Source organism: Burkholderia sp. SRS-W-2-2016 (assembly GCF_001931485.1).
GTDB lineage: Bacteria > Pseudomonadota > Gammaproteobacteria > Burkholderiales > Burkholderiaceae > Paraburkholderia.
In genome coordinates this window covers 1-26,885 of record NZ_MSDV01000017.1, presented here as the reverse complement: position 1 = coordinate 26,885, position 26,885 = coordinate 1, and the positions used below count along the sequence as shown (strand labels likewise).

Annotated in this window: 23 protein-coding genes and 1 rRNA gene; 2 read left to right on the top strand and 22 right to left on the bottom strand. The window is 64.0% G+C overall.

All coding sequences use genetic code 11. The features are described from left to right. Nucleotides 1–409: 409 nt before the first annotated feature. The 11 genes from BTH42_RS05505 to BTH42_RS05455 form a co-directional block, all read right to left on the bottom strand. A complete protein-coding gene (locus BTH42_RS05505) occupies nt 410–1,222 on the bottom strand; it encodes a CoA ester lyase (RefSeq protein ID WP_075296613.1) in 813 nt (270 codons plus the stop codon). Further along, nucleotides 1,219–2,607 (bottom strand): MmgE/PrpD family protein, encoded by a 1,389-nt coding sequence (locus BTH42_RS05500; protein ID WP_075296669.1) that lies wholly within the window; start codon nt 2,605–2,607, stop codon nt 1,219–1,221. The genes BTH42_RS05505 and BTH42_RS05500 overlap by 4 nt, the downstream gene beginning before the upstream one ends. A gap of 175 nt (nt 2,608–2,782) precedes the next feature. Continuing rightward, nucleotides 2,783–3,961, bottom strand: a complete 1,179-nt coding sequence (locus BTH42_RS05495; protein ID WP_075296611.1) for a CaiB/BaiF CoA-transferase family protein — start codon at nt 3,959–3,961, stop codon at nt 2,783–2,785. Between the two features lie 13 nt (nt 3,962–3,974). Next, complete coding sequence (locus BTH42_RS05490) at nt 3,975–5,138, bottom strand: acyl-CoA dehydrogenase family protein (RefSeq protein WP_075296609.1); 1,164 nt, start codon at nt 5,136–5,138, stop codon at nt 3,975–3,977. 18 nt (nt 5,139–5,156) lie between these two features. Further along, entirely contained in the window at nt 5,157–5,999 is an 843-nt protein-coding gene (locus tag BTH42_RS05485) for a MaoC family dehydratase N-terminal domain-containing protein (RefSeq protein WP_075296607.1), read from the bottom strand. A 158-nt stretch (nt 6,000–6,157) separates the two neighbouring features. Further along, the gene (locus BTH42_RS05480) at nt 6,158–6,949 is read right to left on the bottom strand and encodes a citryl-CoA lyase (RefSeq protein ID WP_075296605.1); all 792 of its coding nucleotides are present in this window, start codon (nt 6,947–6,949) and stop codon (nt 6,158–6,160) included. 85 nt (nt 6,950–7,034) lie between these two features. After that, nucleotides 7,035–7,904 carry a MaoC/PaaZ C-terminal domain-containing protein gene (locus BTH42_RS05475; RefSeq protein ID WP_075296603.1) on the bottom strand — a complete coding sequence of 290 codons (870 nt, stop codon included), beginning with the start codon at nt 7,902–7,904 and terminating at the stop codon, nt 7,035–7,037. Between the two features lie 7 nt (nt 7,905–7,911). Then, nucleotides 7,912–8,703 (bottom strand): enoyl-CoA hydratase/isomerase family protein, encoded by a 792-nt coding sequence (locus BTH42_RS05470; RefSeq protein ID WP_075296601.1) that lies wholly within the window; start codon nt 8,701–8,703, stop codon nt 7,912–7,914. After that, nucleotides 8,700–9,842, bottom strand: coding sequence for a hypothetical protein (locus BTH42_RS05465; RefSeq protein ID WP_075296599.1), 1,143 nt, complete (start codon nt 9,840–9,842; stop codon nt 8,700–8,702). Before BTH42_RS05465 ends, BTH42_RS05470 begins: the two co-directional genes overlap by 4 nt. Continuing rightward, nucleotides 9,839–11,011: a phenylacetate--CoA ligase family protein gene (locus BTH42_RS05460; RefSeq protein ID WP_075296597.1), complete on the bottom strand. Its 1,173-nt coding sequence runs from the start codon at nt 11,009–11,011 to the stop codon at nt 9,839–9,841. The genes BTH42_RS05465 and BTH42_RS05460 overlap by 4 nt, the downstream gene beginning before the upstream one ends. 14 nt (nt 11,012–11,025) lie before the next feature. After that, nucleotides 11,026–11,931, bottom strand: a complete 906-nt coding sequence (locus tag BTH42_RS05455) for an SDR family NAD(P)-dependent oxidoreductase (RefSeq protein WP_075296667.1) — start codon at nt 11,929–11,931, stop codon at nt 11,026–11,028. A 274-nt stretch (nt 11,932–12,205) separates the two neighbouring features. Between BTH42_RS05455 and BTH42_RS05450 the strand changes: the two genes are divergently transcribed. Beyond that, nucleotides 12,206–13,108, top strand: coding sequence for a LysR substrate-binding domain-containing protein (locus BTH42_RS05450; protein WP_075296595.1), 903 nt, complete (start codon nt 12,206–12,208; stop codon nt 13,106–13,108). Between the two features lie 56 nt (nt 13,109–13,164). On the opposite strand, the gene BTH42_RS05445 is transcribed toward BTH42_RS05450, so the two are convergent. The 9 genes from BTH42_RS05445 to norR form a co-directional block, all read right to left on the bottom strand. After that, nucleotides 13,165–13,866, bottom strand: coding sequence for an ABC transporter ATP-binding protein (locus tag BTH42_RS05445; RefSeq protein WP_075296593.1), 702 nt, complete (start codon nt 13,864–13,866; stop codon nt 13,165–13,167). Further along, nucleotides 13,859–14,587 (bottom strand): ABC transporter ATP-binding protein, encoded by a 729-nt coding sequence (locus BTH42_RS05440; protein ID WP_075296591.1) that lies wholly within the window; start codon nt 14,585–14,587, stop codon nt 13,859–13,861. The genes BTH42_RS05445 and BTH42_RS05440 overlap by 8 nt, the downstream gene beginning before the upstream one ends. After that, entirely contained in the window at nt 14,574–15,536 is a 963-nt protein-coding gene (locus BTH42_RS05435; RefSeq protein WP_075296589.1) for a branched-chain amino acid ABC transporter permease, read from the bottom strand. Before BTH42_RS05435 ends, BTH42_RS05440 begins: the two co-directional genes overlap by 14 nt. Further along, nucleotides 15,533–16,405 carry a branched-chain amino acid ABC transporter permease gene (locus tag BTH42_RS05430; protein WP_075296587.1) on the bottom strand — a complete coding sequence of 291 codons (873 nt, stop codon included), beginning with the start codon at nt 16,403–16,405 and terminating at the stop codon, nt 15,533–15,535. The genes BTH42_RS05435 and BTH42_RS05430 overlap by 4 nt, the downstream gene beginning before the upstream one ends. A 70-nt stretch (nt 16,406–16,475) precedes the next feature. Beyond that, nucleotides 16,476–17,660: an ABC transporter substrate-binding protein gene (locus BTH42_RS05425; RefSeq protein ID WP_075296585.1), complete on the bottom strand. Its 1,185-nt coding sequence runs from the start codon at nt 17,658–17,660 to the stop codon at nt 16,476–16,478. An 85-nt stretch (nt 17,661–17,745) separates the two neighbouring features. Next, nucleotides 17,746–18,900, bottom strand: coding sequence for an acyl-CoA dehydrogenase family protein (locus tag BTH42_RS05420; RefSeq protein WP_075296583.1), 1,155 nt, complete (start codon nt 18,898–18,900; stop codon nt 17,746–17,748). A 46-nt stretch (nt 18,901–18,946) separates the two neighbouring features. Then, nucleotides 18,947–20,137: an ABC transporter substrate-binding protein gene (locus BTH42_RS05415; protein WP_075296581.1), complete on the bottom strand. Its 1,191-nt coding sequence runs from the start codon at nt 20,135–20,137 to the stop codon at nt 18,947–18,949. 156 nt (nt 20,138–20,293) lie between these two features. Continuing rightward, entirely contained in the window at nt 20,294–21,832 is a 1,539-nt protein-coding gene (locus BTH42_RS05410; protein WP_075296579.1) for a class I adenylate-forming enzyme family protein, read from the bottom strand. A gap of 352 nt (nt 21,833–22,184) precedes the next feature. Next, nucleotides 22,185–23,780, bottom strand: coding sequence for a nitric oxide reductase transcriptional regulator NorR (gene norR, locus BTH42_RS05405; RefSeq protein WP_075296577.1), 1,596 nt, complete (start codon nt 23,778–23,780; stop codon nt 22,185–22,187). Nucleotides 23,781–23,917: 137 nt separating this feature from the next. On the opposite strand from norR, the gene hmpA reads away from it, so the two are divergent. Beyond that, complete coding sequence (gene hmpA / locus BTH42_RS05400) at nt 23,918–25,099, top strand: NO-inducible flavohemoprotein (protein WP_075296575.1); 1,182 nt, start codon at nt 23,918–23,920, stop codon at nt 25,097–25,099. An 85-nt stretch (nt 25,100–25,184) separates the two neighbouring features. Here hmpA and BTH42_RS05395 read toward each other — a convergent pair whose 3' ends face one another. Together BTH42_RS05395 and rrf are read right to left on the bottom strand one after the other, a co-directional pair. After that, nucleotides 25,185–26,228 carry a transporter gene (locus tag BTH42_RS05395; RefSeq protein WP_075296573.1) on the bottom strand — a complete coding sequence of 348 codons (1,044 nt, stop codon included), beginning with the start codon at nt 26,226–26,228 and terminating at the stop codon, nt 25,185–25,187. A gap of 271 nt (nt 26,229–26,499) precedes the next feature. Continuing rightward, nucleotides 26,500–26,613: ribosomal RNA gene (gene rrf, locus BTH42_RS05390) — 5S ribosomal RNA — on the bottom strand. Nucleotides 26,614–26,885: the final 272 nt, after the last annotated feature.

Genomic DNA, 26,885 nt, shown 5'->3' with positions numbered 1-26,885 from the left:
ACTGGGATTTGGGCCAGAACTTAGGAATGGGATTATCTAGTCGCATAGGACTTTTCCCAATCGTACCCGTACTAAAATGCAATGCGAATATTATTTTATATCTGAAGATAACGGTGCAGCACCTTTTTTGCCGCGTCAGCCAATACACGGCGAATCGCCCTGAAACCCTTTATTTACAAGGCATCCGCACATCGAAGAGCTTGTGAAATCCGTGACGATATAAAAATCGCGTAAAAATTTTTACATGACCATATAAAAATTCCGTAAAAAACAAAAAGGCGCCCAGTTAATTCAGGCGCCTTTAATAAAAGTACTTTGTTAAAAACAAACAGATTTTATTTAATAATCTAAAATTCGCGTAAAAAACTTTTAATTCGCCGCGCCGGTCGCTATCGCGACATCGACTGCCCTATCGCCCCTCGACGATCCTCCGCGCCTTCAGGATCACCGGCATATCGACCATCTTCCCGTCCACCGCCACCGCGGCGCCGTGGCTCGCTTCGACCGCGGCGAGCACCCGCTGCGCCCACTCGATCTCCGCGTCGCTCCACGCATACGCGCGATGCACCGCGTCGATCTGCTGCGGATGGATGCACAGCTTGCCGCCGAAGCCGAAGCGCCGGCCGCGTCGCGCATCGGCTTCGACCGCGCCGGTATCGGTAATCGTGGTCGATACGCCATCCACCGGCGCGCCGATCCCGGCCAGCCGCGACGCCAGCACGATCTGCGAGCGGAAGAAATGCAGCTCTTCGCCGTCGCCGTCGATGCCGAGATCGACCTGGAAATCGAGCGTGCCGAACACGATCCGCTGGACCCGCGGCGCCGCGCATAGCTCGGCGAGATTGGCGATGCCGCGCGCGGTCTCGACGATCGGCAGCACGCTCAACGCCGGATGCGCGTTCGCGAGCAGCGCATCGATCTGCTCGCGCGACTCGGCTTTCGGCAGCACGATCCCGGCCACACCAGGCTGACCGGCCAGCGTGGCGACGTCGTCGCGAAACCATCCGGTATCCGAACCATTGATCCGCACCCACGCGGCGCGCCCCGCATTGACGACCACGTCGCTCAGTATCGCCGCGCGCGCCGCCAGCTTCTGATCCGGCTGCACCGCATCTTCGAGGTCGAGGATCACCGCGTCCGCGCCGGCCGCGAACGCCTTGTCGAAGCGCTCGGGCCGGTTGCCCGGCACGAACAGATACGAGCGAGGCAGCGCGCCGCTCATGCCGCCACCGCCGCTTTCGCGCTCGCCCCGAACACGGAGCCGAGCTGCGGCTGACCGGCGATTTGCCAGGCAATCCCGAGCAATTGCGCCGCCTCGGCTTCGCTCGCCGCGCCGGAGAACGCGGCCAGCCGATGCAGCTTCGTCGCGATCTCGTCGCGCGACAGCGTATTGCCCGGATCGCCCTTAGGTTCGTCGACGCGGCCGGCGAATACGCGGCCATCGTTGGTCGTCACCGTGACCTTGCCGATCCAGCGCGCCGGATACGCGGTGTCGACTTCGGCGTCGAGCGCCATCGTGACCTTGTCGCGGAAGGCCGCGATCTCGCTCGCGTCGAAACCCTGCTCGAATTCGGTCACGCCCGCATAACCGTGATGCGCGACGAGGCCGAGCACCGTGCCCATGTTGAACTTCGCCTGATGCACGGTGCGCGGCGTGACGACCGAGCCGAGCACGTCGATCGCGCCTTGATGCACGTGCGCGACGACCTTCGCGATCTCGCGCGGCGCGAGGCGATGCGTCTGCACGACCGACAGCAATGCATCGGCGGCCGGATGGGTGTGGCGGCACGCGGCGTGATATTTGAACGAAGTCTCCGCGGTCGCCCAGCGGCTGCCGAGCCGGTCGGTCAGACGCGCCGGATCGGCGTCGCTCGACATGCCCGCGGCCATCCCCTGCGCGCCTTCGAGAATATGCGTCGCGCCCTTGAAGCCGTCGGCGGCGAGCTGCGCGGCCATCAGGCCGTTCGCGGCGGCCATCGCGGTATGCAGTTGCTTCGAGTCGGCGGCGTCGCGCAGGAATTCCCACAGCCCGCTCGCCTGGGTACCGGCCGAGCCGAACGCGTCGAGCATCTGCGCCGGCGACAACCCGAGCAGGCGGCCGGCGGTCGCCGCGGCCGCGACGGTGCCGACCGTGCCGGTGGTGTGAAAGACTTTGTAGTGCGAACGGCCGAGAAATTCGCCGATGCGGATGCCGACTTCGTAGCCGGCCACCGCCGCCGCGATGAACTCGCGCCCCGACGCGCGGCGCGCCTGCGCGAGCGCGAGCGCGACCGGAAACACCACGGTGGCCGGATGGAACACCGAGCCGTTATGCACGTCGTCCTGCTCGGCGAAGTGCGATGCCGCGCCGTTGATCATCGCGGCGAAATACGGGGTGGTGCGCGTACGGTCGATCAGGACTTCGCTCGGGCCGTTGCCGTTTGCTGCGCCGGCCAGCCGCGCAAAGCGCGCGATCGTCTCGACCGGCCGCGCGCCCTTGCCGGCCAGCGCCGAGCCGAGCCAGTCGACGTACAGGTTGACGGTGCGCTCGACGACCTCGCGCGGAATGCTGTCGAAGTCGAGTTGCGCGGCGAAAGTGGCAAGCGTGAGACTGGGATGGTCGTTCATGAGTGTCGTGCGCGCGGTCGCGCCGGATGGCATCAGGATGGGTTCGGAGTGCCGGCGCAACGGGTGGACACCGTCAGTGCGCATCACCTCGCTACGCCGGCGCGAAACAGAAACAGAAACAGAAACAGAAACAGCAGAAGCGGAAACAGAAACAGCGACCAGGCCGGCGGCTTTTTTAAATCGTGCCGGCCGCGCGCAACGTGTCGATCCGCGCACCGTCATATCCGAGTTCGCGCAGAATCGCTTCGGTATGCTGACCGAGCGCGGGCACCGGGTCCATTCGCGGCTCGAACTCGGCGGGCATACCGGGCGGCAGCAACGCGGGCACCGTACCCGCCGCCGTGGCGACTTCCTGCCAGCGCTCGCGCGCCTTCAGTTGCGGATGCGCCCACACGTCGGCGAGCGTATTCATCTGTGCATTGGCGATTCCCGCCTCGTCGAGCCGCGCGATCACCTGCGCGGCAGTGAACTTCGCGAACGCGGCGACGATCACTTCGCGCAACGCGTCGCGCGCGGCGGTGCGCTTCGAATTCGACGCGAAGCGCTCGTCGGTCGCGAGGTCAGGCTGTTCGAGCACGCGATCGCAAAAGAGCTTCCATTCACGCTCGTTTTGCAGACCGAGCATCACGACCTTGCCGTCGCCGGCCGGGAACGGGCCGTACGGATAGATCGTCGCGTGCGCGGCGCCCGCGAGCGCGGGCGGCGACTGGCCGTCGATCGCGTAGTAAAGCGGATAGCCCATCCACTCGACCATGCTTTCGAGCATCGATACATCGATCCGGCAACCGCGCCCGGTGCGGCCGCGCTGCAACAGCGCGCTCAGAATGTTCGAATACGCGTACATGCCGGCCGCGATATCGGCGATCGAGCAGCCGGCCTTCGCGGGCGCGCCCGGCGAACCGGTGATCGACAGAAAACCGGATTCGCTCTGGATCAGCAGGTCGTACGCTTTCTTGTCGCGGTACGGGCCATCCGCGCCATAGCCGGAAATATCGCAGACGATCAGCTTCGGATACTTCTCGCTCAGCGCGTCATAGCCGAGGCCGAGCCGTTCGGCCGCGCCCGGTGCGAGGTTCTGCACGAGCACGTCCGCGTCGGCGACCAGCGCATCGAGAATCTCCGCCGCCGCCGGCTGCTTCAGATCGAGTGACAAGCTCTCTTTCGAGCGATTGGTCCAGACGAAATGCGACGACAGTCCATGCACGCGTTCGTCATAGCCGCGCGCGAAATCGCCGACGCCCGGCCGTTCGATCTTGATCACGCGCGCGCCGAGATCGGCGAGTTGCCGCGTGCAGAATGGCGCGGCGATCGCGTGTTCGAGCGTGACGACCTTGATGCCTTCGAGTGGTCTCATGATGTGCGCCAGGTTAGAACGAACGCGGCAGCCCGAGGATATGCTCGGCCACGTACGAGAGAATCAGGTTGGTCGAAATCGGCGCGACCTGATACAGGCGCGTTTCGCGGAATTTGCGCTCGACGTCGTATTCGCACGCGAAGCCGAAGCCGCCGTGAAATTGCAGGCATGCATTGGCCGCTTCCCACGACGCATCCGCCGCCAGCAGCTTTGCCATATTCGCCTGCGCGCCGCACGGCTGATGCGCATCGAAACGACGCGCGGCTTCGAAACGCATCAGGCTCGCCGCCTCGACGTTGATGAACGAGCGCGCGATCGGAAACTGCACGCCCTGGTTCTGACCGATCGGCCGGCCGAACACGACGCGTTCCTTCGCGTACTCAGTGACCTTATCGACGAACCAGTAGCCGTCGCCGATACACTCGGCCGCGATCAGCGTGCGCTCCGCGTTCAGCCCGTCGAGAATGTATTTGAAGCCCTGGCCTTCTTCGCCGATCAGATTCTCCGCGGGAATTTCGAGGTTATCGAAGAACAGTTCGTTGGTCTCGTGATTGACCATGTTCAGAATCGGCTGCACGGTCAGCCCATGACCGATCGCTTCGCGCAGATCGACGATAAATATCGACATCCCTTCCGACTTCTTCTTCACGTCCGAGAGCGGCGTGGTGCGCGCGAGCAGAATCATCAGATCCGAATGCTGGACGCGCGAGATCCACACCTTCTGGCCATTGATCACGTAACGGTCGCCACGGCGCTCGGCGGTGGTCTTGATCTTGGTCGTGTCGGTGCCGGTGGTCGGCTCGGTCACGCCCATCGATTGCAGACGCAGGTCGCCGCAGGCGATCTTCGGCAGGTACTTGCGTTTCTGTTCTTCCGAGCCGTGCCGCAGCAGCGTGCCCATGTTGTACATCTGCCCGTGGCACGCACCCGAATTGCCGCCGGCGCGATTGATCTCTTCCATGATCACCGACGCTTCGGTCAGGCCCAGCCCCGAGCCGCCGAACTCCTGCGGAATCAGCGCGGCGAGCCAGCCGGCCTTGGTCAGCGCGTCGACGAACGCTTCCGGATAGCCGCGTTCTTCATCGATCTTGCGAAAGTACTCGCCGGAAAACTGGAGGCACAGATCGCGCACGGCCTCGCGAATGTCCTGGAACGAATCGTTTTGCGTGGTTTGCATAGTCGGGTCTCGTGGAATTCAGGCAAGCGCGGCGGTCGCGCGCATGGTCAGATAACCTTCGTGGTCTTTGGCCCACAGGTCGATGGTTTTGCCGTCGGCGGAGGGCTTGCCGCACACCTTGAACGGCTGGTTCGCGAAGGTCGGGCGCAGCGCGCGGAACGCGAAGCTTTGCAGCGTGGCTTGCGGCAGTTCGCGGCGCAGCAGATCGACGAGCAGCGTCGCGATCAGCGGACCGTGCACGACGAGGCCCGGATAGCCTTCCACCTGCGTGACGTACGGGTGGTCGTAATGGATGCGGTGGCCGTTGAAGGTCAGCGCCGAGTAGCGGAACAGCATCACTTCGTCGGCGTGAATCGTGCGGCTCCAGGTTTCGCCTTCGGGCGCGGGCGCCGGCTGCTGCGGCCGCGCGCCTTCCTGCGGCGCATCGCGATAGACGATGTCGTGTTCTTCCTCGAGCTTCAGTTCGCCGTTCGCTTCATAGCTGTGCTGCACGGTGACGAACACGAGGCGGCCCGAGCGGCCGGTTTTGTCTTCGATACTGGCGATCGTCGACGTGCGTTTGGCCTGCTCGCCGACTTTCAGCGGCGCGTGAAACGTGAGCCGGCCGCCGGCCCACATACGACGCGGCAGCGGCACCGGCGGCAGGAAACCGCCGCGCTTCGGATGACCGTCGGGGCCCACTTCGGCAAGCGGAGCGACCGGCAGGAAATACAGCCAGTGCCACAACGGCGGCACCGTATCGCCGCTTTCCTCGCGGTCGAGCGTGGCGGCCAGCGCCTCCAGCGGAAACGCGGTGATGTCGTCTTCGGCCACCGCCTGCTTGTCGAGCCAGTCGTCGAGTTTTTCTGAGGATGCTGACATGGCAATGTCTCCAGGAACGGATGTTGATTCTGCTGGGCCTTACTATGAACGACGCAAGGTGGCTGGCGAAGTTTCGATTTCCGAAGCGGGCATTTGGTTTTGCTTAAGGCGGTGCGCGTTGCTATGCACCTGATGCGCTCGACGCGTTCGGCTCGCCCCTAGCCGCGCAGATGCGCGGACGCCTCGTCTTCGATCCGTTGCCAGATTTCGATCGCCATCGGCTGTTCGCCTTCTTCCATGATATGACCGACGAGGCCGATCGCCCGCGCCATCACGCCGAAGCCGCGCACGATGCGCCACGGGAAACCGAACTCGCAGCAGATCGCGCCGATCGCGCCGGTCGCGTTGATCGGCAGCGTCTTGCCCGATGCGCGTTCGGCTTCCGCGCCGATCAGTTTCATCAGCTTCACGTAGCGGCCGGCCATGCCGTTGTCGTTAGCCAGTTGAAAGAGACGCGGCGTGCGCGGATCGATCGGCTTGTGCAGCGGATGGCCGAGACCCGGCACGATCGCGCGGCGCTCGCGGTAGGCAGCGACGGTGTCGCGCGCGATCCGTTCGAGTTCGGCGTCGCTGACGTCGGCCGCCGTGTACGGCAGCGCCTCCGACAGCATCTTGCACGCGGTCTCCATGCTGCCGACGAACACCGAGCCGAGCCCGCACAGCCCCGCGGCGACCGCGGCCTGCAACGACTCGGGCGCACCGGCATAGGTCATCCGCGCGGCCAGCGCGCTCGGCGTCACGCCATGCTCGACCAGCGTGATCAGGATCGCGTTGAACATCGCCGATTGCTCGCGGGTCGCTTCGCGGCCGGTCAGTTGAAAGAACGCGAAGTCGCCGAGATTCATATGGCCGAGGATCTCGTTCGGCAGATCCTTGCCGCGCACGACGATCCGGTCCGGCGTGCTGTAAGCGATGTTCGAATGGACCAGCGGCTTGGGTGTTCTGGACATGATGGTGATTCCTCTGAGGGGTTTAATCGTTAGCACTGCGTCGGGTATAAGCGCTTTCTGTTCCGCCGATACTTCGTGCCGATACTCACTGCAATTCCGCGCGGCCGTTGTTCAGCACGACCACATCCCGCTCCAGCACCCGCGCGCGGAACTGCACCGCGCCGTCGTCGTGCCAGAGTTCGGTGCGGATCGTCTCGCCCGGATAGACCGGCGCGCTGAAGCGTGCATACAGCGACGCGAGCTTCTCGGGCCGGCCCGCGCAAGCGGTCTTCAGCACCGCGTGACCGGCTACGCCCCAGGTCGCGAGACCATGCAGGATCGGCCGCTCGAAACCCGCCGCGCGCGCGACCGCGGGGTCCGCGTGCAGCGGGTTGTCGTCGCCGGACAGGCGGTAGATCAGCGCGGTTTCGGGGCGCGTCGGCAGATCGCAGATCGCGTCGGGCGCGCGTTCCGGCAGCGGCGGCGGTGCTTCTGGCGCCGCGTCGGACGGTTGGCCGTTCGCGCTGAAACCGCCGTCGCCGCGGCAGAAGTTCAGTTGTTCGATCGTCGCCAGCAGTTCGCCGTTCGCTTTATCGGTGACCGTGCGCTCGATCAGCACCAGCGCGCCCTTGCCCGCCCCCTTGTCGACGACGCGCGTCACGCGCGAGCGTCCGACCACGGTTGCCGCGACCGGCAGCGGGCGATGAATTCGCAGCCGCTGCTCGCCATGCAACAGCTTCACCCAGTCGATCCCGGTACCGGGATGCTTGGCCCAGAAGCCCGGATAACCGAGTACGGCCGCGAACGTCGGCGGCACGCGCAGCGCTTTCTCGTAGACGAACGGCAGATCGTCGGGATCGAGCGGATCGTTGCCATAGCCGAGACCGAGGCTATAAAGAATCGCGTCGCGCTGCGTATACGTCTGTTCTATTTCGTTGAACGGCCAGTTGCGCAGCGTGTGATAGTCGATGGTCATGGCGCACTCACGCGGAAGGCCACTGGAACAGCGGCGTCGTTTTGTCCTTGAAGCGCTGCACCGCTTCTTTATGGAACGTGGTCGAAAACGCAATGCCCTGCGCGGCCGATTCGAGTTCGAGCATCCCGCGCAGGTCCGCGCCGAGCGACTGATTCAGCGCCCGCTTAGCGAGCCCGAATGCGACCGGCGACGCGCTCGCGAGACTCGCGGCGATCCGCTGCGCTCGCGCACGCAACGCGTCCGGCTCGACGATTTCGAATACCGCGCCGATCTGTTGCGCTTCTTGCGCGCCGACTTCACGCGCGGTGAACACGAGGTCTTTCGCGCGCGCCATCCCGACCACGCGCGGCAACGTATAGAACGCGCCGCAATCGGGCACCAGCCCGACTTTCATGAACGGCATGCAGAACCGCGCGCGCGGCGTGGCCAGCACGAAATCGGCGGTCAGCGCGAGACTGAAGCCCGCGCCGTACGCAACGCCGTCGACCGCCGCGATCACCGGCCGGTCCAGATCGAGCAGCATGCCGACCCAGCCGTGCAGATCGTCGAGACGATTGCGGCCGTCCTCGGCACTGGCGACATTCATTCCGCGCAGGTCGCCGCCCGCGCAGAAATCCTCGCCCGCGCCGCACAACGCCAGCGCGCGCACCGAGCGGTCCTGGCGAATCGCATAGAGCGCTTCGCGCAAGCCGACCCGCATCGACATATCGAGCGCGTTCTTCTGGCGCGGCCGATTCAGCGTCAGCGTCGCGATGCCGGTGTCGGCATCGAAGTCGTACAGCAACGCGTCGTCGCTCATGCGGCGACCTCCGCGCGATCGAGATCGGCGAGCGCGAAGTCGAGCGCCTTCAGCAGATGCGCGGCTTCGACGCCGGCGAATTCGACATCGGTGCGCGCGAGAAACGCGTGAATGTGCGGCTCGCATGCTTCACGCGTCGCGGCGAGACCCGCGAAGCCTTCTTCCAACCAGTCGACCGAACGCAGCGGCCGCGGATGCCAGTCGCCGTTGACGATCGCGCGCAGCACGACGCCGTCGCGCACCAGCACGCTCAGCCAGATCAGACCGGCCGGCGCTTTTTCACGGCCACGGCCGATGCGGTCGCCCGCGCGCATCAACGGTTCATAACGCACCGCTTCGCTCTTTTCGTGGAACCAGGTATCGCTGGCGAGTTCGCCGGTGAACTGCTGCGCAAGCGCCTGTTCGCGCGGCACCAGCGCGCCTTCCTGCAACGTCGCGTCGCCGAACGTGCGACGCATGCATGCGTCGACCCAGGTCCGCAGTTCGTCGTGCGTGACCGGCCGGCCGAGTTCTTTTTCGAGGAACGTGTAGCGCGAGCCGAGATCCTTGTGTTTCTTGTCGCGGGTTTTCTCCGGCGCCAACGGCATTGCGCGCGCGGCGATGTCGGTGTTGATCGCCTTCACGTTCAGCAGAATACGGAACGTCAGTACTTCTTCTTCGATCTTCAGCGATGTCGCGACCAGCTTGCGTCCGTCGATCTCGACGTCGTTCAGCGGTCGATAGGAAGCCTGAAGACCGAAGACATCGCGCAGGCTGTCGGCGACATGGCCGAGGATCGTCGGAAACGCGACCGCCGCGCTGGTCGGCACGCCGGCGAGACTGACCGGCAGATACATCGCGAGAAACGCCGAGCCCTTACCCGCGTAGATCGCCCCGCCGCCGTTCACGCGACGCCGCGCGAGCACGCCGTTCTCACGGCAGAACGCGAGATCGAGCACCTGCTGCGGGTCCTCGTTGACGCCGATCGTCACGCTGTCGTCGTTGAAGATGTTCAGATAGACCGTCGGCGGTGCGCTACCCTCGGCAACCGCGCGCTCGACGGCCGGCGAAATCGAAATCGAAAAGTCCGCATAGCTGTGATGACCGACGATAAAACGCCACGGCGCGCGGTTTGCGTCATTGCTGATGCCACTGCTCATGCTGTGCTCCTTTGATCGATAACCAGTTCGCTGCCTTCGAGCTTCGCGACCGCTTCGATGACATCGGCATTAATCAGGGTCTGGCGTTTGAAGCGCGCGGCGAGCGCATCGATCGCGGCCGGCGCCGCCGCGCCTTCGATCTGCAGGCGCAGATGATCGCTGCCGCTCAGGCTGCGCGACACCACCAGCCGGTACGCGCCGCTCAATCCGTCGACGCCGAGCAGCACCGTGCGCAACTCCGACGGATAGACCTTCACGCCCTTGATCTTCACCATCGAATCGGCGCGCCCGAACACCACGCGCGGCAGCGACACGGTGCGGCCGAACAGCGGCTCGGTGTGGCGCAGTACTGTGAGATCGCCGGTGCGATAACGGACCAGCGGCTGCAACTCTTTCTGCAAATGCGTGAGCACCAGTTCGCCGCGCTCGCCCGGCGCGACCGGCCGGCCGCTATCCGGATCGACGACTTCCGCATATAGAAGCTCGTCGAACACGTGCACGCCGGTGCCGCCTGGAAACGTGCGCGCGACCGGCAAACATTCGGATAACGAAAAGCTGTCGATCAGCAAAGTGCCGGGCATCGCATCGCGCACGCGCTGATACAGCGCTTCGTTGCCGGTGAATGCTTCGCCGCCCGCGAAGAACACGCGCGGCACCGGGCAGCCGGCTTCGATCAGCTTCAGCGCATGCGACGGGTTGCCGGCCAGCACCGTGACGCCGCAGCGTCGCGCGATCTCGGCCGCGCGCTCGGTTTCGCCGGGGCCGTGCGGAATGCACGCGACGCCGCGCGCCTCCATCTGGCTCTGGTAGAACAGTCCGGCGACGAACAGGTGATAGCCGAACGTGACCATGCAGACGTCGCCGGGGCCGATTCCGCACGCGTCGAGATGCTGACCGCACGCGGCCTCGATCGCGCGCAGATCGGCGGCGCTGTGCAGGATCGGCACCAGCGACGCGCCCATCGGCGTCAAATGGATACGCACCGGCGGCACCTGCGGCGCAAACGCGCCGTAACCGGGGCGCGTCATTTGCGCGACCAGGTCCGCGCGCGACATCAGCGGCACGCGCTCGGCGAACTCCTCGGCGCTGTCCACCCGCGACGGCAGACGTCCTTCGTAGAACGGATGAGTGTGCAAACGCGCCAGTTGCGCGTTCAATCGATCGAGCATGTTCGTGGCTCCCGTCACACCGGGTCCCAGCTGAACACGTCGGCGGAGACGTCGAGCGAATGGAAGCCCGAGCGCAGCGCCGGCATTGCGTGCTCGGCGATGCTCTCCGGCGTCCAACCCTCGCCGCGATGCACCGAGCGCACCGGGCGCGGCTGGCTCATCACGAAGATCTCGTTGTTGCGTACCGCGAAGATCTGGCCGGTCACGTCGCGCGCGGCATCGCTCGCGAGATAGACCGCGAGCGGCGCGATCTTCGCCGGCGTCATCTGGCGAATCTTCGCGACCCGTGCTTCCTGCTCCGGGGTATCGATCTTGATCGAATTGATCATGCGGCTCCACGCGAACGGCGCGATGCAGTTCGAACGCACGCCGAACTTCTGCAGATCGAGCGCGATCGATTTCGACAACCCCGCAATGCCGAGTTTCGCGGCGCTGTAATTGGCCTGCGCGAGATTGCCGATCAGCCCCGAGGTCGACGTCATATGCACGAACGCGCCGCTGCCCTGTTCCTTGAAATGCGCGGCGACCGCGCGCGAGACGTGATAGCTGCCGTACAGATGCACCTTGAGCACCGCGTCCCAATCGTCGTTGCTCATCTTGTGGAAAAAACGGTCGCGCAAAATGCCCGCGTTGTTCACCACGCAATCGACGCGGCCGAATACGTCCAGTGCGTTCTGCACGATCCGTTCGCCGCCTTGCGCATCGGCGACGCTGTCGGTATTCGCGGTCGCGCGGCCGTCGAACGCGAGAATTTCATCGACCACGCTTTGCGCGGGACCCGCGCTATGCCCCTCGCCGCCGAGCGACGCGCCGATATCGTTGACCACCACGTGCGCGCCCTGACGCGCCATCAGCAGCGCGATATCGCGGCCAATCCCGCCGCCCGCGCCGGTTACGATCACCACCTTGCCATCCATCATGCGTTGCGTCGTCATACGTGTCGCTCCTCACTATCTCGTGTCTGTCTGGTGTTGTGCCGCGGCTGCCGCGACTGCGGAGAGCACAGCGGCGGCTGCGGTTGCATGGGCTACGTCAAGCGCGATCCGCTTCCGACGCAGCTTGACGCATCGGCCAGCACGCGACAATTTGGATATGCCGAAACCCCATTTCGGCTAGCATTAACCCGTAATACGCCTAATGTCGCAAAGCGTGCAGCGGCGCAATAATGACCCTGCCCCTCAACGGACCCGGTTCATGCATTTCGATCTTGTCGATCTCAAGCTCTTCATTCACATCGCTGAAGCAAGCAGCCTGACGCGCGGCGCCGAGCGGGCGCATCTGTCGTTGCCGGCCGCGAGCACGCGAATCAAGAATCTCGAAGAGCAGGTCGGCGTAAAGCTGCTGAGCCGCACGAGTCAAGGTGTGACGCTCACCGCGCCGGGCGAAACGTTGTTGCTGCATGCACGCCGGGTCTTTCAGCAACTCGAACAGCTGACCGGCGATCTGCAGGAATATGCGAACGGCGTGAAGGGGCACGTGCGCGTGTTTGCGAACACCACCGCGATGAGCGAGTTTCTGCCCGCGGTGCTACGCACCTATCTGATCAATCATCCCGACGTGAATGTCGATATGCACGAGCGTCTGAGCCCGGACATCGTGAAGGCGGTGCAGGAAGGCACGGTCGATATCGGCATCGTCGCGGGCAATGTGCGCACCGACGGGCTCGAAGTGATGCCGTACCGGCGCGACCGTCTGGTGCTCGCGACCGCATTGAGCCATCCGCTCACGCAGCACAAGAAGATCGAATTCGCGTCGACGCTCGACTACGACTTCATCGGCCCGCCTGAAGCGAGCGCGATTTACGGCTTTCTGAAGCGCGCGTCGGCCGAATTGCAGCGCACGATGCGCTGGCGCATTCAGGTCAGCAACTTCGAAGCCGCATGCCGGATGATCGAGGCGAACATCGGCATCGGCGTGCTGCCCGAAGGCACCGCGCGCCGTCATGCGCAAACGATGGCACTCCGTATCATTCCGCTCACCGACGAATGGGCGGTGCGCAAGCTGCAGATCTGCGTCGCGAACCGGCAGGCATTACCGTTGTTCGCGCGCAAGCTGGTCGATCTGCTGGTGGCCGATGGAGTGGGACGGGTCGAATAGCTTCGCGCTTGCATTAACGCTTGCATTAACGCGTGCATCGGCGCCTGCATCCCGCGTCAGCGCGCGAAATACATATCGTGCAACGTATCCACATTCACCTCGGCCGCGCGCGCCGACAACGTGACCTTGCCGCCCTGCATCAGATACACCTGATCGGCCAGCCGCAACGCCATATTGGTGTTCTGCTCGACCAGCACGATAGTGCGTCCCTCGGCCTTCAACCGCGCGAGAATCTCGAACACTTCCTGCACGATCACCGGCGCGAGCCCAAGCGACGGCTCGTCGATCAACAGCAATTGCGGCGACGACATCAGCCCACGGCCCAACGCGAGCATCTGCGCCTGACCGCCCGACAACGTGCCGGCCGGCAACGCGCGCCGCTCCTTCAGCAGCGGAAATAGCGTAAAGACTTCTTCGAGCTGCGTTTTCGCGGCGCCGCGGCGCGCCTTCGGAAACGCGCCGAGCATCAGGTTCTCCTCGATCGACATGTCGCGGAAAATCATCCGCCCTTCCGGCACCATCGCGATGCCGCGCTCCGGCAGGTCCCACGTCGGCACGCCGGCGAGCGATGCGCCGTCGTACACGATCTGGCCGCGCTGCAACGGCAGCAGCCCCATGATCGCGCGCAGCAACGTGGTCTTGCCGGCGCCGTTTGGCCCGACGATCGTCGTCACCTCGCCGCGCGCGACGTTCAACGACACATCCCACAGCACGTTGATCGCGCCATAGCCGGCTCGCACCGCGTTCATCTCAAGCATCGATCACCTCTCCGGTATAGCTCTTCACGACGGCCGGATCGCGGAACACTTCGGCCGGGGGACCATCGGCGATCAACTCGCCGAAGTTCAGCACGCAGACGCGGCGGCACAGATTCATCACGGTCTCGATGTCGTGCTCGATGATCAGGATGCCGACCTGATAGCGCTCGTGCACCTCCAGCAAGGTCTTCATGAAGCGGCGCTTGCTGGCGGTTTCGAGACCGCCGAGCACTTCGTCGAGCAGCAGCAGTTTCGGCGCGGTCGCGAGCGCCTTCGCGACTTCGAGCGCTTTCAGTTCGGTCAGCGCGAGTTCGGTCGCGGCATTGCGTGCGGCCTTGCCGCTCAGATCGAGAAACTCGAGGATCTCATCGATGCGCGCGTGATCGACCTGGCCCGCGCCGAAGCGCTGCGCGACCAGCAGGTTCTCGCGCACGGTCAGCTCGTGCATCGGTTGCGGCACCTGGAACGTGCGGCCGATGCCGAGCCGCGCGCGCCGGTGCAGCGAGGTCTTCAGCATGTCCTGACCGTCGAAGCTGATCGAGCCTTGCGTCGGCCGCACGAGACCGGAGATCGCGTTGAACAGCGTGGTCTTGCCCGCGCCGTTCGGGCCGACGAGTCCGACCAGATCGTTCGTGCCGACTTCCATCGACACGTTATTGACCGCGGTGATCCCGCCGAAGCGGATCGTCACGTTGCGCAGTTGCAGGTCAGCTTGCGGCATACGCGCCTCGCTTGTTTTTGCGCCATGCGATCGCCGTGAGTCCGGACGGACTGACGATGATCATCGCGACCAGCAGGATGCCGAGCACGATCTGATGGCCGGTCGGCAACACGTTCTTCAGGAACAGCTGATCGATCAGATACACGACCACCGCGCCGGCCAGCGGGCCGCCGATGGTCCGGTAACCGCCGAAGATCGCCGCGATGATCGGCACCACCGCCCACGACGAATTGAACGCGTAGTCGGGTTCGAGAAAGTTGATGTAGTGCGCGTTGAACGCGCCGACGAGCCCGGTCATCAGCGCGGACAGCATCAGCATCGACAGTTTCAGCATCACGCTGTTCACGCCCACCACGCGGGTCGCGTCCTCGGATTCGTGCATCGCGCGCAACGCGAGGCCGATGTAGCTGCGGCGCAGGAAGTGATAGACCAGCGCGAACAGCAGCACCATCGTCAGGATCACCAGGTAGTTGCCGGTCTTCGAACCGAACTCGAAGCCGGCCACGGTCGGCAAACCGGGAATGCTCGACAGCCCGCCGGAGCCGCCGGTGAGACCGGCGAACTGGGTCGCGAGAATGCGGAAGATCTGCGCATACGCGAGAATCGCCAGCGCGAAATACGGCCCCTTCAAACGCAGCGCCGGCAGCATCGCGAGCGACGCGACCACCGCGCCGACCCCGCCCGCGAGCATCGCCGGAAACACCGGCCAGCCGGCCTTCAATGTCAGCAGCGCGGAGATATAGGAACCCACGCCGAAGAACGCGGCGTGGCCGAAGCTCACCATCCCGCCGAGATTGCCGAGCAACGCCCACGCGAGCGCGATGCCGGCGATCGTCAGCGATGCGACCGCGAGACTCATCAGGTACAGGTCATGGCCGAGCGCGAGCGGCACGCCGAGATACAGCGCGAGCACCAGCACCGCCAGCAGCAGTTTGCGCGTGATCGTCATCCTCTTCTCCTCGCCACGCCGAACAGGCCGTTCGGCAATACGTACAACACCAGCAGAAACAGCAGCATGCCGGCCAGTTCCTGCAACGCGGAGCTATACAGCGTGACGGTCAGCGCCTCGGCGATGCCGAGCAGCATCGCGCCGAGCAGCACGCCCGGAATCGAGCCGACGCCCGCCAGCACCGTGATGATGAAAGCCTTCACCGTCATCGCTTCGCCGATCGACGGCTGGATCGCGCTGCTCGCATACATCGCGACACCCGCGCACGACGCCAGCACACCGGCGACGACGAACGACACCAGTTCGGTCCGGCTCGGATTGATGCCCATCAGTCGCGCGGCGTCGCGATTGCTCGAAATCGCCCGCACCGCGCGGCCGTACCACGAGCGCGACAGCCACCACCACAACGCGCCCATCAGCACGACGCTGATGCCGAACGACAGCAGTTCGCTACGCATGCTCAGCACGTTGCCGAGCATCACGCTGTCCTGCAGCCACGCGGAATTGGTCGAGCGCACGTCGGCGCCCCAGATCAGCAGCACGCCGTTGGTGAGGATGATGCCGAGACCGTAGGTGAGGATCAGCGAGTTCAGTTCGCGGTCGCGCGCGATCCGGCTGACCAGATACCACGCGGCGGCAGCGGCCACGCAGACCACCGGCATCGCGGCCGGAATCGCGAACACCGGATTGAGGCCGAGCCGCGTTTCGAACGAATAGGCGATATACGCGGCGAGCAACACCAGTTCGCCGTGCGCGAGATTGATGATGCGCATCGAGCCGAACACCAGCGCGAGCCCCAGGGCGACAAGCGCGTAAGCGCCGCCGACCAGCACGCCGGAATAAAGCGACTGCAGGATCAGATCGGTCATGACGACTCCTCGATGGACAGGCCGTCACGCTCGCGCGCGAGTGCGCGCGGCGTGAGCGGCAGGGTCCGCATCACCACGGCTGCGCCGGATAGTTGAGCTTGCCGGTGGCCTTCTCTTTCGGCCAGATCACGACGACCTTGCCGTCCTGGATCTGCGCCATGCTGTTCAGGAAGGCCGGGTTTTCGCCGCGATTGTCGAAATGCACGGTGCCGATCAGCGTGTCGAACGGCCGCGCGCGCAACTCGCTGGCCACGCCGCCGCTCTTCAGCGTGCCTTTATCCGACGCTTTCGCGAGCGCGTCGAACAGTACCATCGACTGCACGTACGAAAACTCGGCCAGATAATCCGGGTCCTTGTTATAGGCCTTCTGATACGCGGCGACGAAAGCCTTGCCTTCCGGCGACGCGAACTGCACCGGATGCGGCAGCATCGCGTTGCCGACCACGTTGTTCACGAGCTCGGGAAACTCGGCCGCCATCTTCGGCGTGACGAGCGCCCAGCTGCCGATCACCGCCTTCACCGGCGGCTTGAGCACCTTGGCCGCGCGCAGAATGCCGATGTAGTCGTTCTCGTAGCCCATCATCACCATCACGTCGGGCTTGTCCTGCAGCTTGATCTTGTTGACGATCGGCTTGAAGTCGGTCATCGACGGATCGAATTCGTGCACGGTGACCTTCACGCCTTTCGCGGTCAGCGCGGAACTGACGTCTTTCGACAGATCGGTCGGCGCCTGCTTGGTCGACGACACGATCGACACCGACTTCACGTTCATGTCGGTCAGCACGCCGATCATCGTTTTCGCGTAACCGGACGACGGCCCGACGCGAAAGAAGTTCTTCAGACCGCGCGAAGTCATTCCGCTATCCACCGCGCCGGACGTGATGTACACGAGGCCGGCTTTATCGGCGGCTTCCGAAGCCGGGCTCACCGAGTTCGAGCCGTAGCCGCCGGTGATCGCAAGTACTCCTTGTGACGCGAGTTTTTCCACCGCCGACACGGCCTTCGCCGGCTGCGCTTCGTCGTCGATCACGGTGAGCTTGACCGTGTGCTTCGGATCGCGCTGATTGAACATGTCGGCGGCGATCCGGATGCCTTCGAGCTGCGCGGTGCCGGCTCGCGCCATGCCGCCGGTCAACGGCAATTCGACGCCGACCGGCAGATCGGCGGCCTGCGCATAGGCGCCGAACGCGAACGCCGACACGGCAGCGAGAAGTTTCAGCGACGCGGCGAGCGGCGCGCGAGAGAGGCGGGTCATAGGTGTCTCCTGCTTTTTGATTGGACGGGCCCGACGTGAGGAATGGCGATTGTTGGTTTGCTTCCGTCGGGCCCGTTGCGTTTCATTAGCGCGCCGCGGCGCGCATCATGTTGCGGGCAATCAGGATCTGCTGGATCTGGCTGGTGCCTTCGTAAATGCGGAAAATCCGCACGTCGCGATAGAAGCGCTCGATTCCGTACTCGGACATATAACCGGCGCCGCCATGAATCTGCACCGCGCGATCGGCGACCCGTCCGCACATTTCCGACGCGAACAGCTTCGCGCACGATGCCTCGGTGCTGACGTTCTCGCCGTTGTCGCGTTTGCGCGCCGCGTCGAGCACCATGCAGCGCGCCGCGTACAGTTCGGTCTGGCTGTCGGCGAGCATCGCCTGGATCAGCTGGAATTCGCCGATCGGCTGGCCGAACTGCTTGCGCTCCATCGCGTAGCGCAGCGCATCGTCGAGCATTCGTTGCGCGACGCCCACGCAGATCGCGGCGATATGAATGCGGCCTTTGTCGAGCACCTTCATCGCGGTCTTGAAGCCGACACCTTCCTTGCCGCCAATCACGTTCTCCGCCGGCACGCGGCAGTTTTCGAAAATCACGTCGCAGGTATGCGCGCCTTTCTGGCCCATCTTGCGATCGCGTTTGCCGAAGCTGATGCCCGGCGTATTCGCCTCGACGATGAACGCGCTGATCCCGGCCGCGCGCGGCTCGTCCGGATTGGTGCGCGCCATCAGCGTGAAAATGCCCGCTTGCGGCGCGTTGGTGATGAAGCGCTTGGTGCCGTTCACCACGTAATGATCGCCGTCGCGCACCGCGCGGGTTTTGACCGCCGCCGCATCCGAACCGCATTCGGGTTCGGTCAATGCGAAACTCGCGAGCGTCTCGCCGCTGGCGAGCTTCGGCAGCCATTTCGCTTTCTGCTCTTCAGTGCCGTCGATCACGATGCCTTGCGAGCCGATGCCGACCGTGGTGCCGAAAATCGAACGGAATGCCGGCGACGTCTTGCCCATTTCGAACATCACCAGGACTTCCTCTTCCATCGTCAGGTCGAGGCCGCCGTACTGCTCGGGAATCGTCAGCCCGAACAGACCGAGCGCCTTCATGTCGTCGACGATATCGGCGGGAATCTCGTCCGTTTCGGCGACGCGTTCTTCGTTCGGCACCAGACGTTCGCGCACGAAGCGCGCGACGTTGTCGAGCAGAACGTTCATGGTTTCCTGATCGCGGATCATCGTTGCTTGACCTCTTTCGTGATGAAGATATGAATGGTGCGCGTGCTCACCACGGCACGCCGGGATAGACCGGTTTGGCGGTCGCGTAGTCGGCGGGCCAGACCACCGCGAGCTTGCCGCCGGGCGTGAACTGGCCCATATGCGCGACGTAACCGGGGTTATCGCCGCGCGGGTCGAAACTGACCTTGCCGAGGAAAGTGCCGTCGCCGGCGCTCTGGCGCAGCGTGTCGGCTAGGCCGCCCTTTTCGAGCGCGCCGCTTTTCTGCGCGCGGGCAATCGCGTCGAACAGCAATTGCGCGTACGCGAACGAAGTCTGCGACTGGTAATTCGAGTCGGTCTTGAAGAGGCGTTTATACGTGTCGGAGAACTCGCGCTGATCGGCCGAGCGGTAGTCGGCCGGCGATGCCAGTACCGTCGCGCCGTACACGTTCGGCACGAGGTCGGGGAACGACGCGGCCATTTTCGGGCTCGCGAATGCCCACGGCGCGGCGATCGCCTTCAGGTTCGGCTTCAGTACTTTGGCCGCGCGCAGAATGCCGACGTAGTCGTTTTCGTAGCCGATCATCGCCATCGCTTCCGACTTGTCCTGCAGCTTGACCTTGTTGACGATCGGTTTGAAGTCGGTCATCGACGGATCGAATGCGTGCAGCGTAGTGGTGACGCCTTTCGCTTTCAGTGCGGTGTCGAGTTGCTGCGCGAGATCGCTGGTCGCGTCCTTGGTCGAATAGACGATCGACACCGACTTCACGCCGAGCTGCTCGAACAGACCGGTCATCCCCTTCGTATAACCCGGCGTATTGCTGACGCGAAAGAAGTTCTTCAGGCCGCGGCGCACCATGTCGTCGCTGGTGCCGCCCGAGGTCATGTAGACGATGCCGGCCTTGCTGGCCGCCTCCGACGCCGGGCCCGCGCAATTGGAATTAGCCGCGCCGGCAATCGCGACGACGTTCTGCGACGCGAGCTTCTCGACCGCGGCGACGGCTTTGGCGGGATTCGATTCGTCGTCGATCGCGACCAGCGTGATCCTGTTCTGCGGATTGCGGCGGTTATAGACGTCGGCGGCGACCTGAATGCCGCGATACATTTCGGTGCCGGCCTGCGCAAGCGAACCGGTCAGCGGCAGCTCGACGCCGACTCGCCATTCGGTGGCATTTGCGGCGTTCGATGCGGCCGCGAACGATAGTGCAGCGGCGACCATGCTCGCGGCCAGCCGGCCACGCAACGCGAATTGCTTCATGTCTCCTCCGTGGCCTTGAGCGGCCTGTTTTCGAGGTGAGGCCGGCGGCTGCCGATGGGCTCGCGCCGGTGCTACTTGAAGTGCTGCTGGTTCATTTTTTTAGTGCCGCTGCTTGATGCGTTGTTCGTTGCTTTATTCGTTGCTTTATTTGCTGCGTTATTCGTGAGTCTGCGACTCGGCGGCAAGCTCGCGCAGTTTCTGCTTCAGCAGCTTGCCGCTCGCAGTAGTCGGAATCGCGTCGATACGCACGATCTGCGTGGGGCGCTTGTACGCGGAGAGCCGGTCGGCCAGATAGTCGCGCAGTTCTTCCGCGTCGAAGTCGGCGTCTTCCTTTACTTCGACATATGCGATCACTTCCTCGTTGCCGTCGGCGGTCGTGCGGCCGACCACCGCCGATTGCTTGACCGGTTCGTATGTATTGATCACCGATTCGACTTCGATCGGATAGACGTTGAAGCCCGAGCGGATGATCAGATCCTTCGTACGCCCAACGATAAACAGCGCGCCGTCGTCGCCGAGCCGGCCGATATCGCCGGTATTGAGCCAGCCGCCCGGGCGCAGCGCCTCGGCGGTTTGTTCGGGCGCGCGGTAGTAGCCGCGCATTACGCCGGGGCCGCGCACCCACAGCTCGCCCGGCGCGCCGCGGGCGACATCGTCGCCATTCGCATCGACGATGCGCAGCTCCGCACCCTCGACGATCTCGCCCGACGCGCAATCGCTGCGCGGGCGTTCCATCCGCGTAATAAACAACGAACCCGCGTATTCGGTCATTCCGTAGCCGTGATGCAGCGGCTGGCCGAACAGCGCCTCGACGTCCTTCTTCAGCGTCGGATCGAGCGGACCGCCGCCGGTGTACAGGTAGCGCAGTTTCGACGTGAAGTGCAGGCCGCCCTGCTCGCGCACCTGCGCGACGATGCGCGTGAACATCGTCGGCACGCCTTGCAGGATCGAGATTTCGTCGGCGGCGAGCGCACCGAGAACTTCCTCCGCGCTAAAGCGCGCGGCGAGCAGCAGGCTTGCGCCGGCCTGGAAGGTCGCGAGCAGCAGCGTCGCGAGACCGAAAATGTGCGACACCGGCATCACCGCGTACGCGCAATCGGCGGGCGTCATGTTGCGCGAGGTTGCCGACACGCGTGCGAAATGCAGCAAGCCGCGATGCGTGGCCATCACGCCTTTGGGTTTGCCGGTCGTGCCCGACGTATAGATCAGCACCGCGACTTCGCGCGCCAGAGCTTCGGGCTCGCGCGGCGAATTCGAATCGTGCGCGCCGAGCATCAGCGGACCGAGGCCGGCCGGCGCGATTTCGCGCGCGCGATAGCGCACGCCGTGGCGCACCGCGTCGGGCGAGGCCGCTTGCGTGAACAGCATCAGACGCGGCTGGCAATGCGCGCGGATCGCCTCGATCTCGCGCTCGGACAACCGTGCATTGACGATCGCGGGCCACGCGCCGAGTTCCGACAGTGCGAACAGCAGCGTGATCACCGCGGTGCAATTCTCGGCGACGATCATCACGCGATCGCCACAGCCGACCTCCTGCTCGCGCAGAAACTGCATCGCGGCTTCGATGTTCTGCCACAGCTGTCCAAAGCTCAATTGCGCGCCGTCCTCGCGGATCGCGATTGCGGCGGGCGCGCTGGCGGCCCAGTAACGCGGAATGTCGCTAATCTTGTGCGGCTCCGGTACAGCCAATGTCATGGTCCGTTTCCCCTGTGCTGCGCGATGCGTCGATGCATCGCTGACTGGCTGCCAGTGTGTTCGAGCCGCGCGGCGCCAACAATTTGTTTTCAGCGAAGTGGGGATTCGGCGTGGCTTAACCTGGTAGTTTTACCGAGGGGTAGTCCCGGGTTTTTCGGGGTTTTTTTGGGGAGGGTTGAGGCTCGGCGGTTGATTTGCCGATCTGGATTCGCTGGGGCGGGACCGCGTGCGGATGCACCGATTTCCCGTAGGTTCAAGCGCCGAGTGAAGTCGAGCCGCTTACTCGACTGATTGAGATTGGTGCCGTTGAAAGCGGGCTCGCGGGCCTGACCGGTCCCGCGAACTTGCCCGATTACTTCAGGCCGAGCCGTTTAGCCAGCCGATTCAGATTGGCACGATCGAGCCCGAGTTCGCGCGCCACAGCGGTCCAGTTCTGCTTGTTACGCTCCAGCGCATCGAGCACCAGGTTGCGTTCGAACTCGGTGACCGCCGTGCGAAAATCCTTCGCCTCGCCGCCCAACGGCTCCGCTTCGGCCTGCGCCGTTGCTTCGTGCTCCTGTACATCGGATAACGCAAAGTCGGCGGCGGTCAACGTGAGAATGCGCCGGCGCTCGCGATTGGCGGCCAACGCCTTCAGCGCGCTGCGGCCGATCAGATGCTCGAGTTCGCGCACGTTGCCGGGCCACGAGTAACGCAGCAACGCGGCCTGCGCATCGGCCGCCAGACGCAGACTCAATAGGCCGAGCCGCGAGCGGTTGTCTTCGAGAAAGAAGCCCGCGAGCAGCAACACGTCGCGGCCACGCTCGCGCAACGGCGGCACGCGCAGCGGATAGACGCTGAGACGGTGATACAGGTCGGCGCGAAAACGCCCCGCGCGTACTTCCTCTTCCAGATCGCGATTGGTCGCGGCGATCATCCGCACATCCACGCGATGTTCGTGGTCCGAACCAATGCGCTGCAACTGGCCGTTCTGCAGCACCCGCAACAACTTGGCCTGCACGGCGAGCGGCAATTCGCCGACCTCGTCGAGGAAAATCGTGCCGCCGTCCGCGAGTTCGAACTTGCCGCGCCGGTCCGCCGACGCGCCCGAAAACGCGCCGCGCACGTGACCGAACAGTTCGCTCTCGACCAGCGTGTCGGGCAAGGCCGCGCAGTTCAGGCTGACGAGCGGCTTGTTCGAGCGCGGCGACAACGCGTGAATCGCGTTCGCGACCAGTTCCTTGCCGACGCCGGTCTCGCCGGTCACCAGCACGGTCAGATCGCTGGCGGCGACCACCTCGATTTCCTTCATCAGGCGACGATGCGCGTCGCTGCTGCCGATCATCTCGCGACGGCTCTCGCTGCTCGCCTGGCGATACGCTTCGGCGCGGCGCTGCGCCTCCTCGCCGTTGCGCGCCAACGCATCGATACGTTCGACCACGCTCACGGTCGCGGCCGCCAGACCGAGAAACGCCTGCAGCGAAGAAAAGTCGATCGAGTCGAAGCGCGCCGGGTCCAACGCGTCGAGCGTCAGCAGCCCCCACGGCTCGCCGCGAATGAATAGCGGGCAGCCGAGACAGTCATGCACTTCGAGATGGCCGGCCACGTCTTGCACGAGGCCGTCGTACGGATCGGGCAGCTCGGAGTCGGCGGCGAAACGCGTCGGGCCCGGTTGCGCGAGGATCTGCTGGAAGCGCGGATGTTCGGCGACGCGGAAGCGCCGCCCGAGCGTATCGCTGCTCAGACCATCGATTGCGAGCGGCACCAGCGTGTCGCCCTCGAGGCGCAGCAGCGCGGCGGCGTCGCCCGGAAACATATCGCGCAGCGCGCTGAGCAGGCGTCGATAACGCTCGCGCTCGGACAGCTCGCGCGACAGATCCAGAATGAGCGGCGTCAACACGTCGAGCACCGCCTGGGTAGTCAATCCGACTAGGGGTTGAGTCTTTTCGACCAGTGTCGAATTAACCATTTAGAACACCAGATCGTTGATTTCACGTCATTTTATACCTGGCACGAATCGTGGATAGTAAAGACCGTCTGCCGAAACCGGCTGTGATACTCGCTGATAGACAGACTTTTACGGACTCTCATCAGGATCAAATCATTATGCTATCCGCCGAACACCGCGCCATTATCAAAGCAACCGTGCCGCTGCTGGAGAGCGGCGGCGAGGCGCTCACCACGCACTTCTACAACCTGATGCTCAGCGAGCATCCGGAAGTGCGCCCGATGTTCAATCAGGCCAATCAGGCGAGCGGCGCGCAGCCGCGTGCGCTGGCCAACGGCGTGCTGATGTACGCGCGTCATATCGATCAGCTCGAGCAACTGGGTGGGCTCGTCGCGCAGATCATCAACAAGCACGTGTCGCTCAATGTTCAGCCCGAGCACTACCCGATCGTCGGCAAGTGCCTGCTGCGCGCAATTCGCGAAGTACTGGGCACGGAAGTCGCGACCGATGCGGTGATCGAAGCATGGGCCGCCGCGTATCAGCAACTCGCCGATCTGCTGATCGGCCTCGAAGAGAAGATTTACGCCGATCACGAAACCGCGCCGGGCGGCTGGCGCGGCACGCGAGTGTTCCGCGTCGCGCGCAAGGAGCGTGAAAGCGACGAGATCACGTCGTTCTATCTGCGTCCGGACGACGGCGGCGAACTGCTCGCGTTTCAGCCGGGGCAGTACATTGGCGTGCGTCTGGTGATCGACGGCGAGGAAGTGCGTCGCAACTATTCGCTGTCGGCAATGGGCGATGGCCGCGAATACCGGATCAGCGTGAAGCGCGAAGCGAACGGCACCGTGTCGAAGTACCTGCATGAGCGCGTCAACGAAAACGATACGGTCGAACTGTTCCCGCCGGCCGGCGAATTCACACTGCAGCCCGGCGACAAGCCGCTGGTGCTGATCAGCGGCGGCGTCGGTATCACGCCGACGATGGCGATGTTGCAGGCCGCGCTGAAAACCAATCGGCCGGTGCACTTCATTCATGCGGCCCGTCATGGCGGCGTGCATGCGTTCCGCGGCGCGATCGATGCATTGGCCGCGCGTCATCCGCAACTGAAGCGCTTCTATTGCTACGAGGAACGCCGTGCGGGCGATGCCGACGCGCATGAAATCGGCTATCTGAACGAAGCGAGTCTGAAGAAGTATCTGCCGGAAACGCGCGACGTCGACGTGTATTTCCTTGGACCAGTCGCGTTCATGAAGGCGATCAAGAAAGGTCTGAAGGCGCTCGGCGTGCCGGAATCGCAGAGCCGTTACGAGTTCTTCGGGCCGGCCGCGGCGCTCGAATAAGACGTTCGAGGTACTGAGTATCCGCCCGCGTTGAGATCGTGGGCACGCGTGAATGCCGGGTGTGAATTCGCACCCGGCATCGCGCCTAGCGCTCCCTTCTACGGCGAAACGCCCACCATCCAGTCAGCCCGGTAAAGCCGGCGACCAGCACCACCAGCACCCAGAAACCGTGCCTGTTCTCGGCGAGCGGAATGCCGCCGACGTTCATCCCGAAGAAGCCCGCGATGATATTGATCGGCATCGCCAGCACCGTGACGAGCGTCAGCGTGAACAGCGTGCGGTTGTTCTGTTCTTCGAGCCGCGCGGTGATTTCTTCCTGCAGCAGCCTGACCCGTTCGATCAGGCCGGCCACATCCGATAGCACCACCGAGAACTCTTCCGTCGATTCGCGCAGATCCTGTACGTCCTCCGGATGCAGCCAGCGCGGCGGCCTTGCGAGCAGGCGGAAAATTGCGCCGGGCTCGGGTGCGAGCATCCGCTGCAAGCGCGTCAGCGTACGGCGCATCGCGCCGAGATCGAGCCGGTTCTGGGTCGGACGTTGTGACAGGAAACGGTCCTCGATCCGGTCGACGTCGGCACTCGTGCGACGCACGATCTGCACGAGCAGATCGGCCTGGTCGCGCATCAGATGGACCAGCAATTCGACCGGTGACCTAAAGATTTCGCCATCGCGCACCGACGCGCGCAGACGATCCACCGAGCGCAGCGGCTTCAGGCGCGCGGTGATGATCAGGCGTTTGTGCGCGTAGATCCACAGCGTCGCAATTTCGGACGGGATGAATTCGAGGTTGAACATCACGTCGTTGACGACCGCGCGTAGCGCGCCGTCCGCGTGTTCGATCCGCGTCGAATGGGAGCCTTCCTGCAGCGCGTCGAAGAAGGTTTCCGGCAGATCGAGTTGCGAGCGCATCCAGCGTTCGCTCGCGCTGTGCGCGAGATTGAAATGCAGCCACAGAAATTCGTCGGCTTCTTTGACGGCAGTGCCCGCATGCTCGTCGCGCTCGCGAAACCATTCGACGACCTCGCCGGCGTCGATCGGCCGCCCGGCCTCGGTCGGCGAAAAGCGGAAACCGCAGACCATGCCGGTCGAGTCCGCGCCATAGGTTTGCAACAGCAGATCAGATCTCATAGGTCACTCGACGCCGGCGTTCCGAGAGGAATATCGGAGCATAGCGTGGCCAGTAGAAAGGAGGTTAACGCTGGAGCTTGACGACGTTGTGTCGTCGGATCGAGGCGAGCGGATTGTCACGAGAACGTCACACGACGGCGCTAAAGCACGCCTCACCGTACGTTTCGGCACGCGTTGCGTCGATAACAGGCGCGTAAATAACGGCCGCGTAAACGCCAGAACCCCGGCGCTCATTCGGAGACACCGGGGTTCTGGACATACAGCATAAGAAGCCTGACGATTACCTACTTTCACACGGGCAATCCGCACTATCATCGGCGTAGAGTCGTTTCACGGTCCTGTTCGGGATGGGAAGGGGTGGGACCGACTCGCTATGGTCATCAGGCATGACGGGTTGCTGCGTCGCTATTGTGAGCGCCACAGCCAATCTGGAAGAAGCGTAAAGGATTCGTGTGTTTGGGGGGGTTGTGTTGTTCAGTTAGGCACAACACCGATCTCAAACCTGTGTGGTCTGCATAAGACCCTGCGCACCGCGCAGGGTGGGGCATCCATAAGCGCTAAAGCGCTAACGGCTGCCGACACACACCTGTTATAGGATCAAGCCTTACGGGCAATTAGTATCAGTTAGCTCAGTACATTACTGTACGTGCACACCTG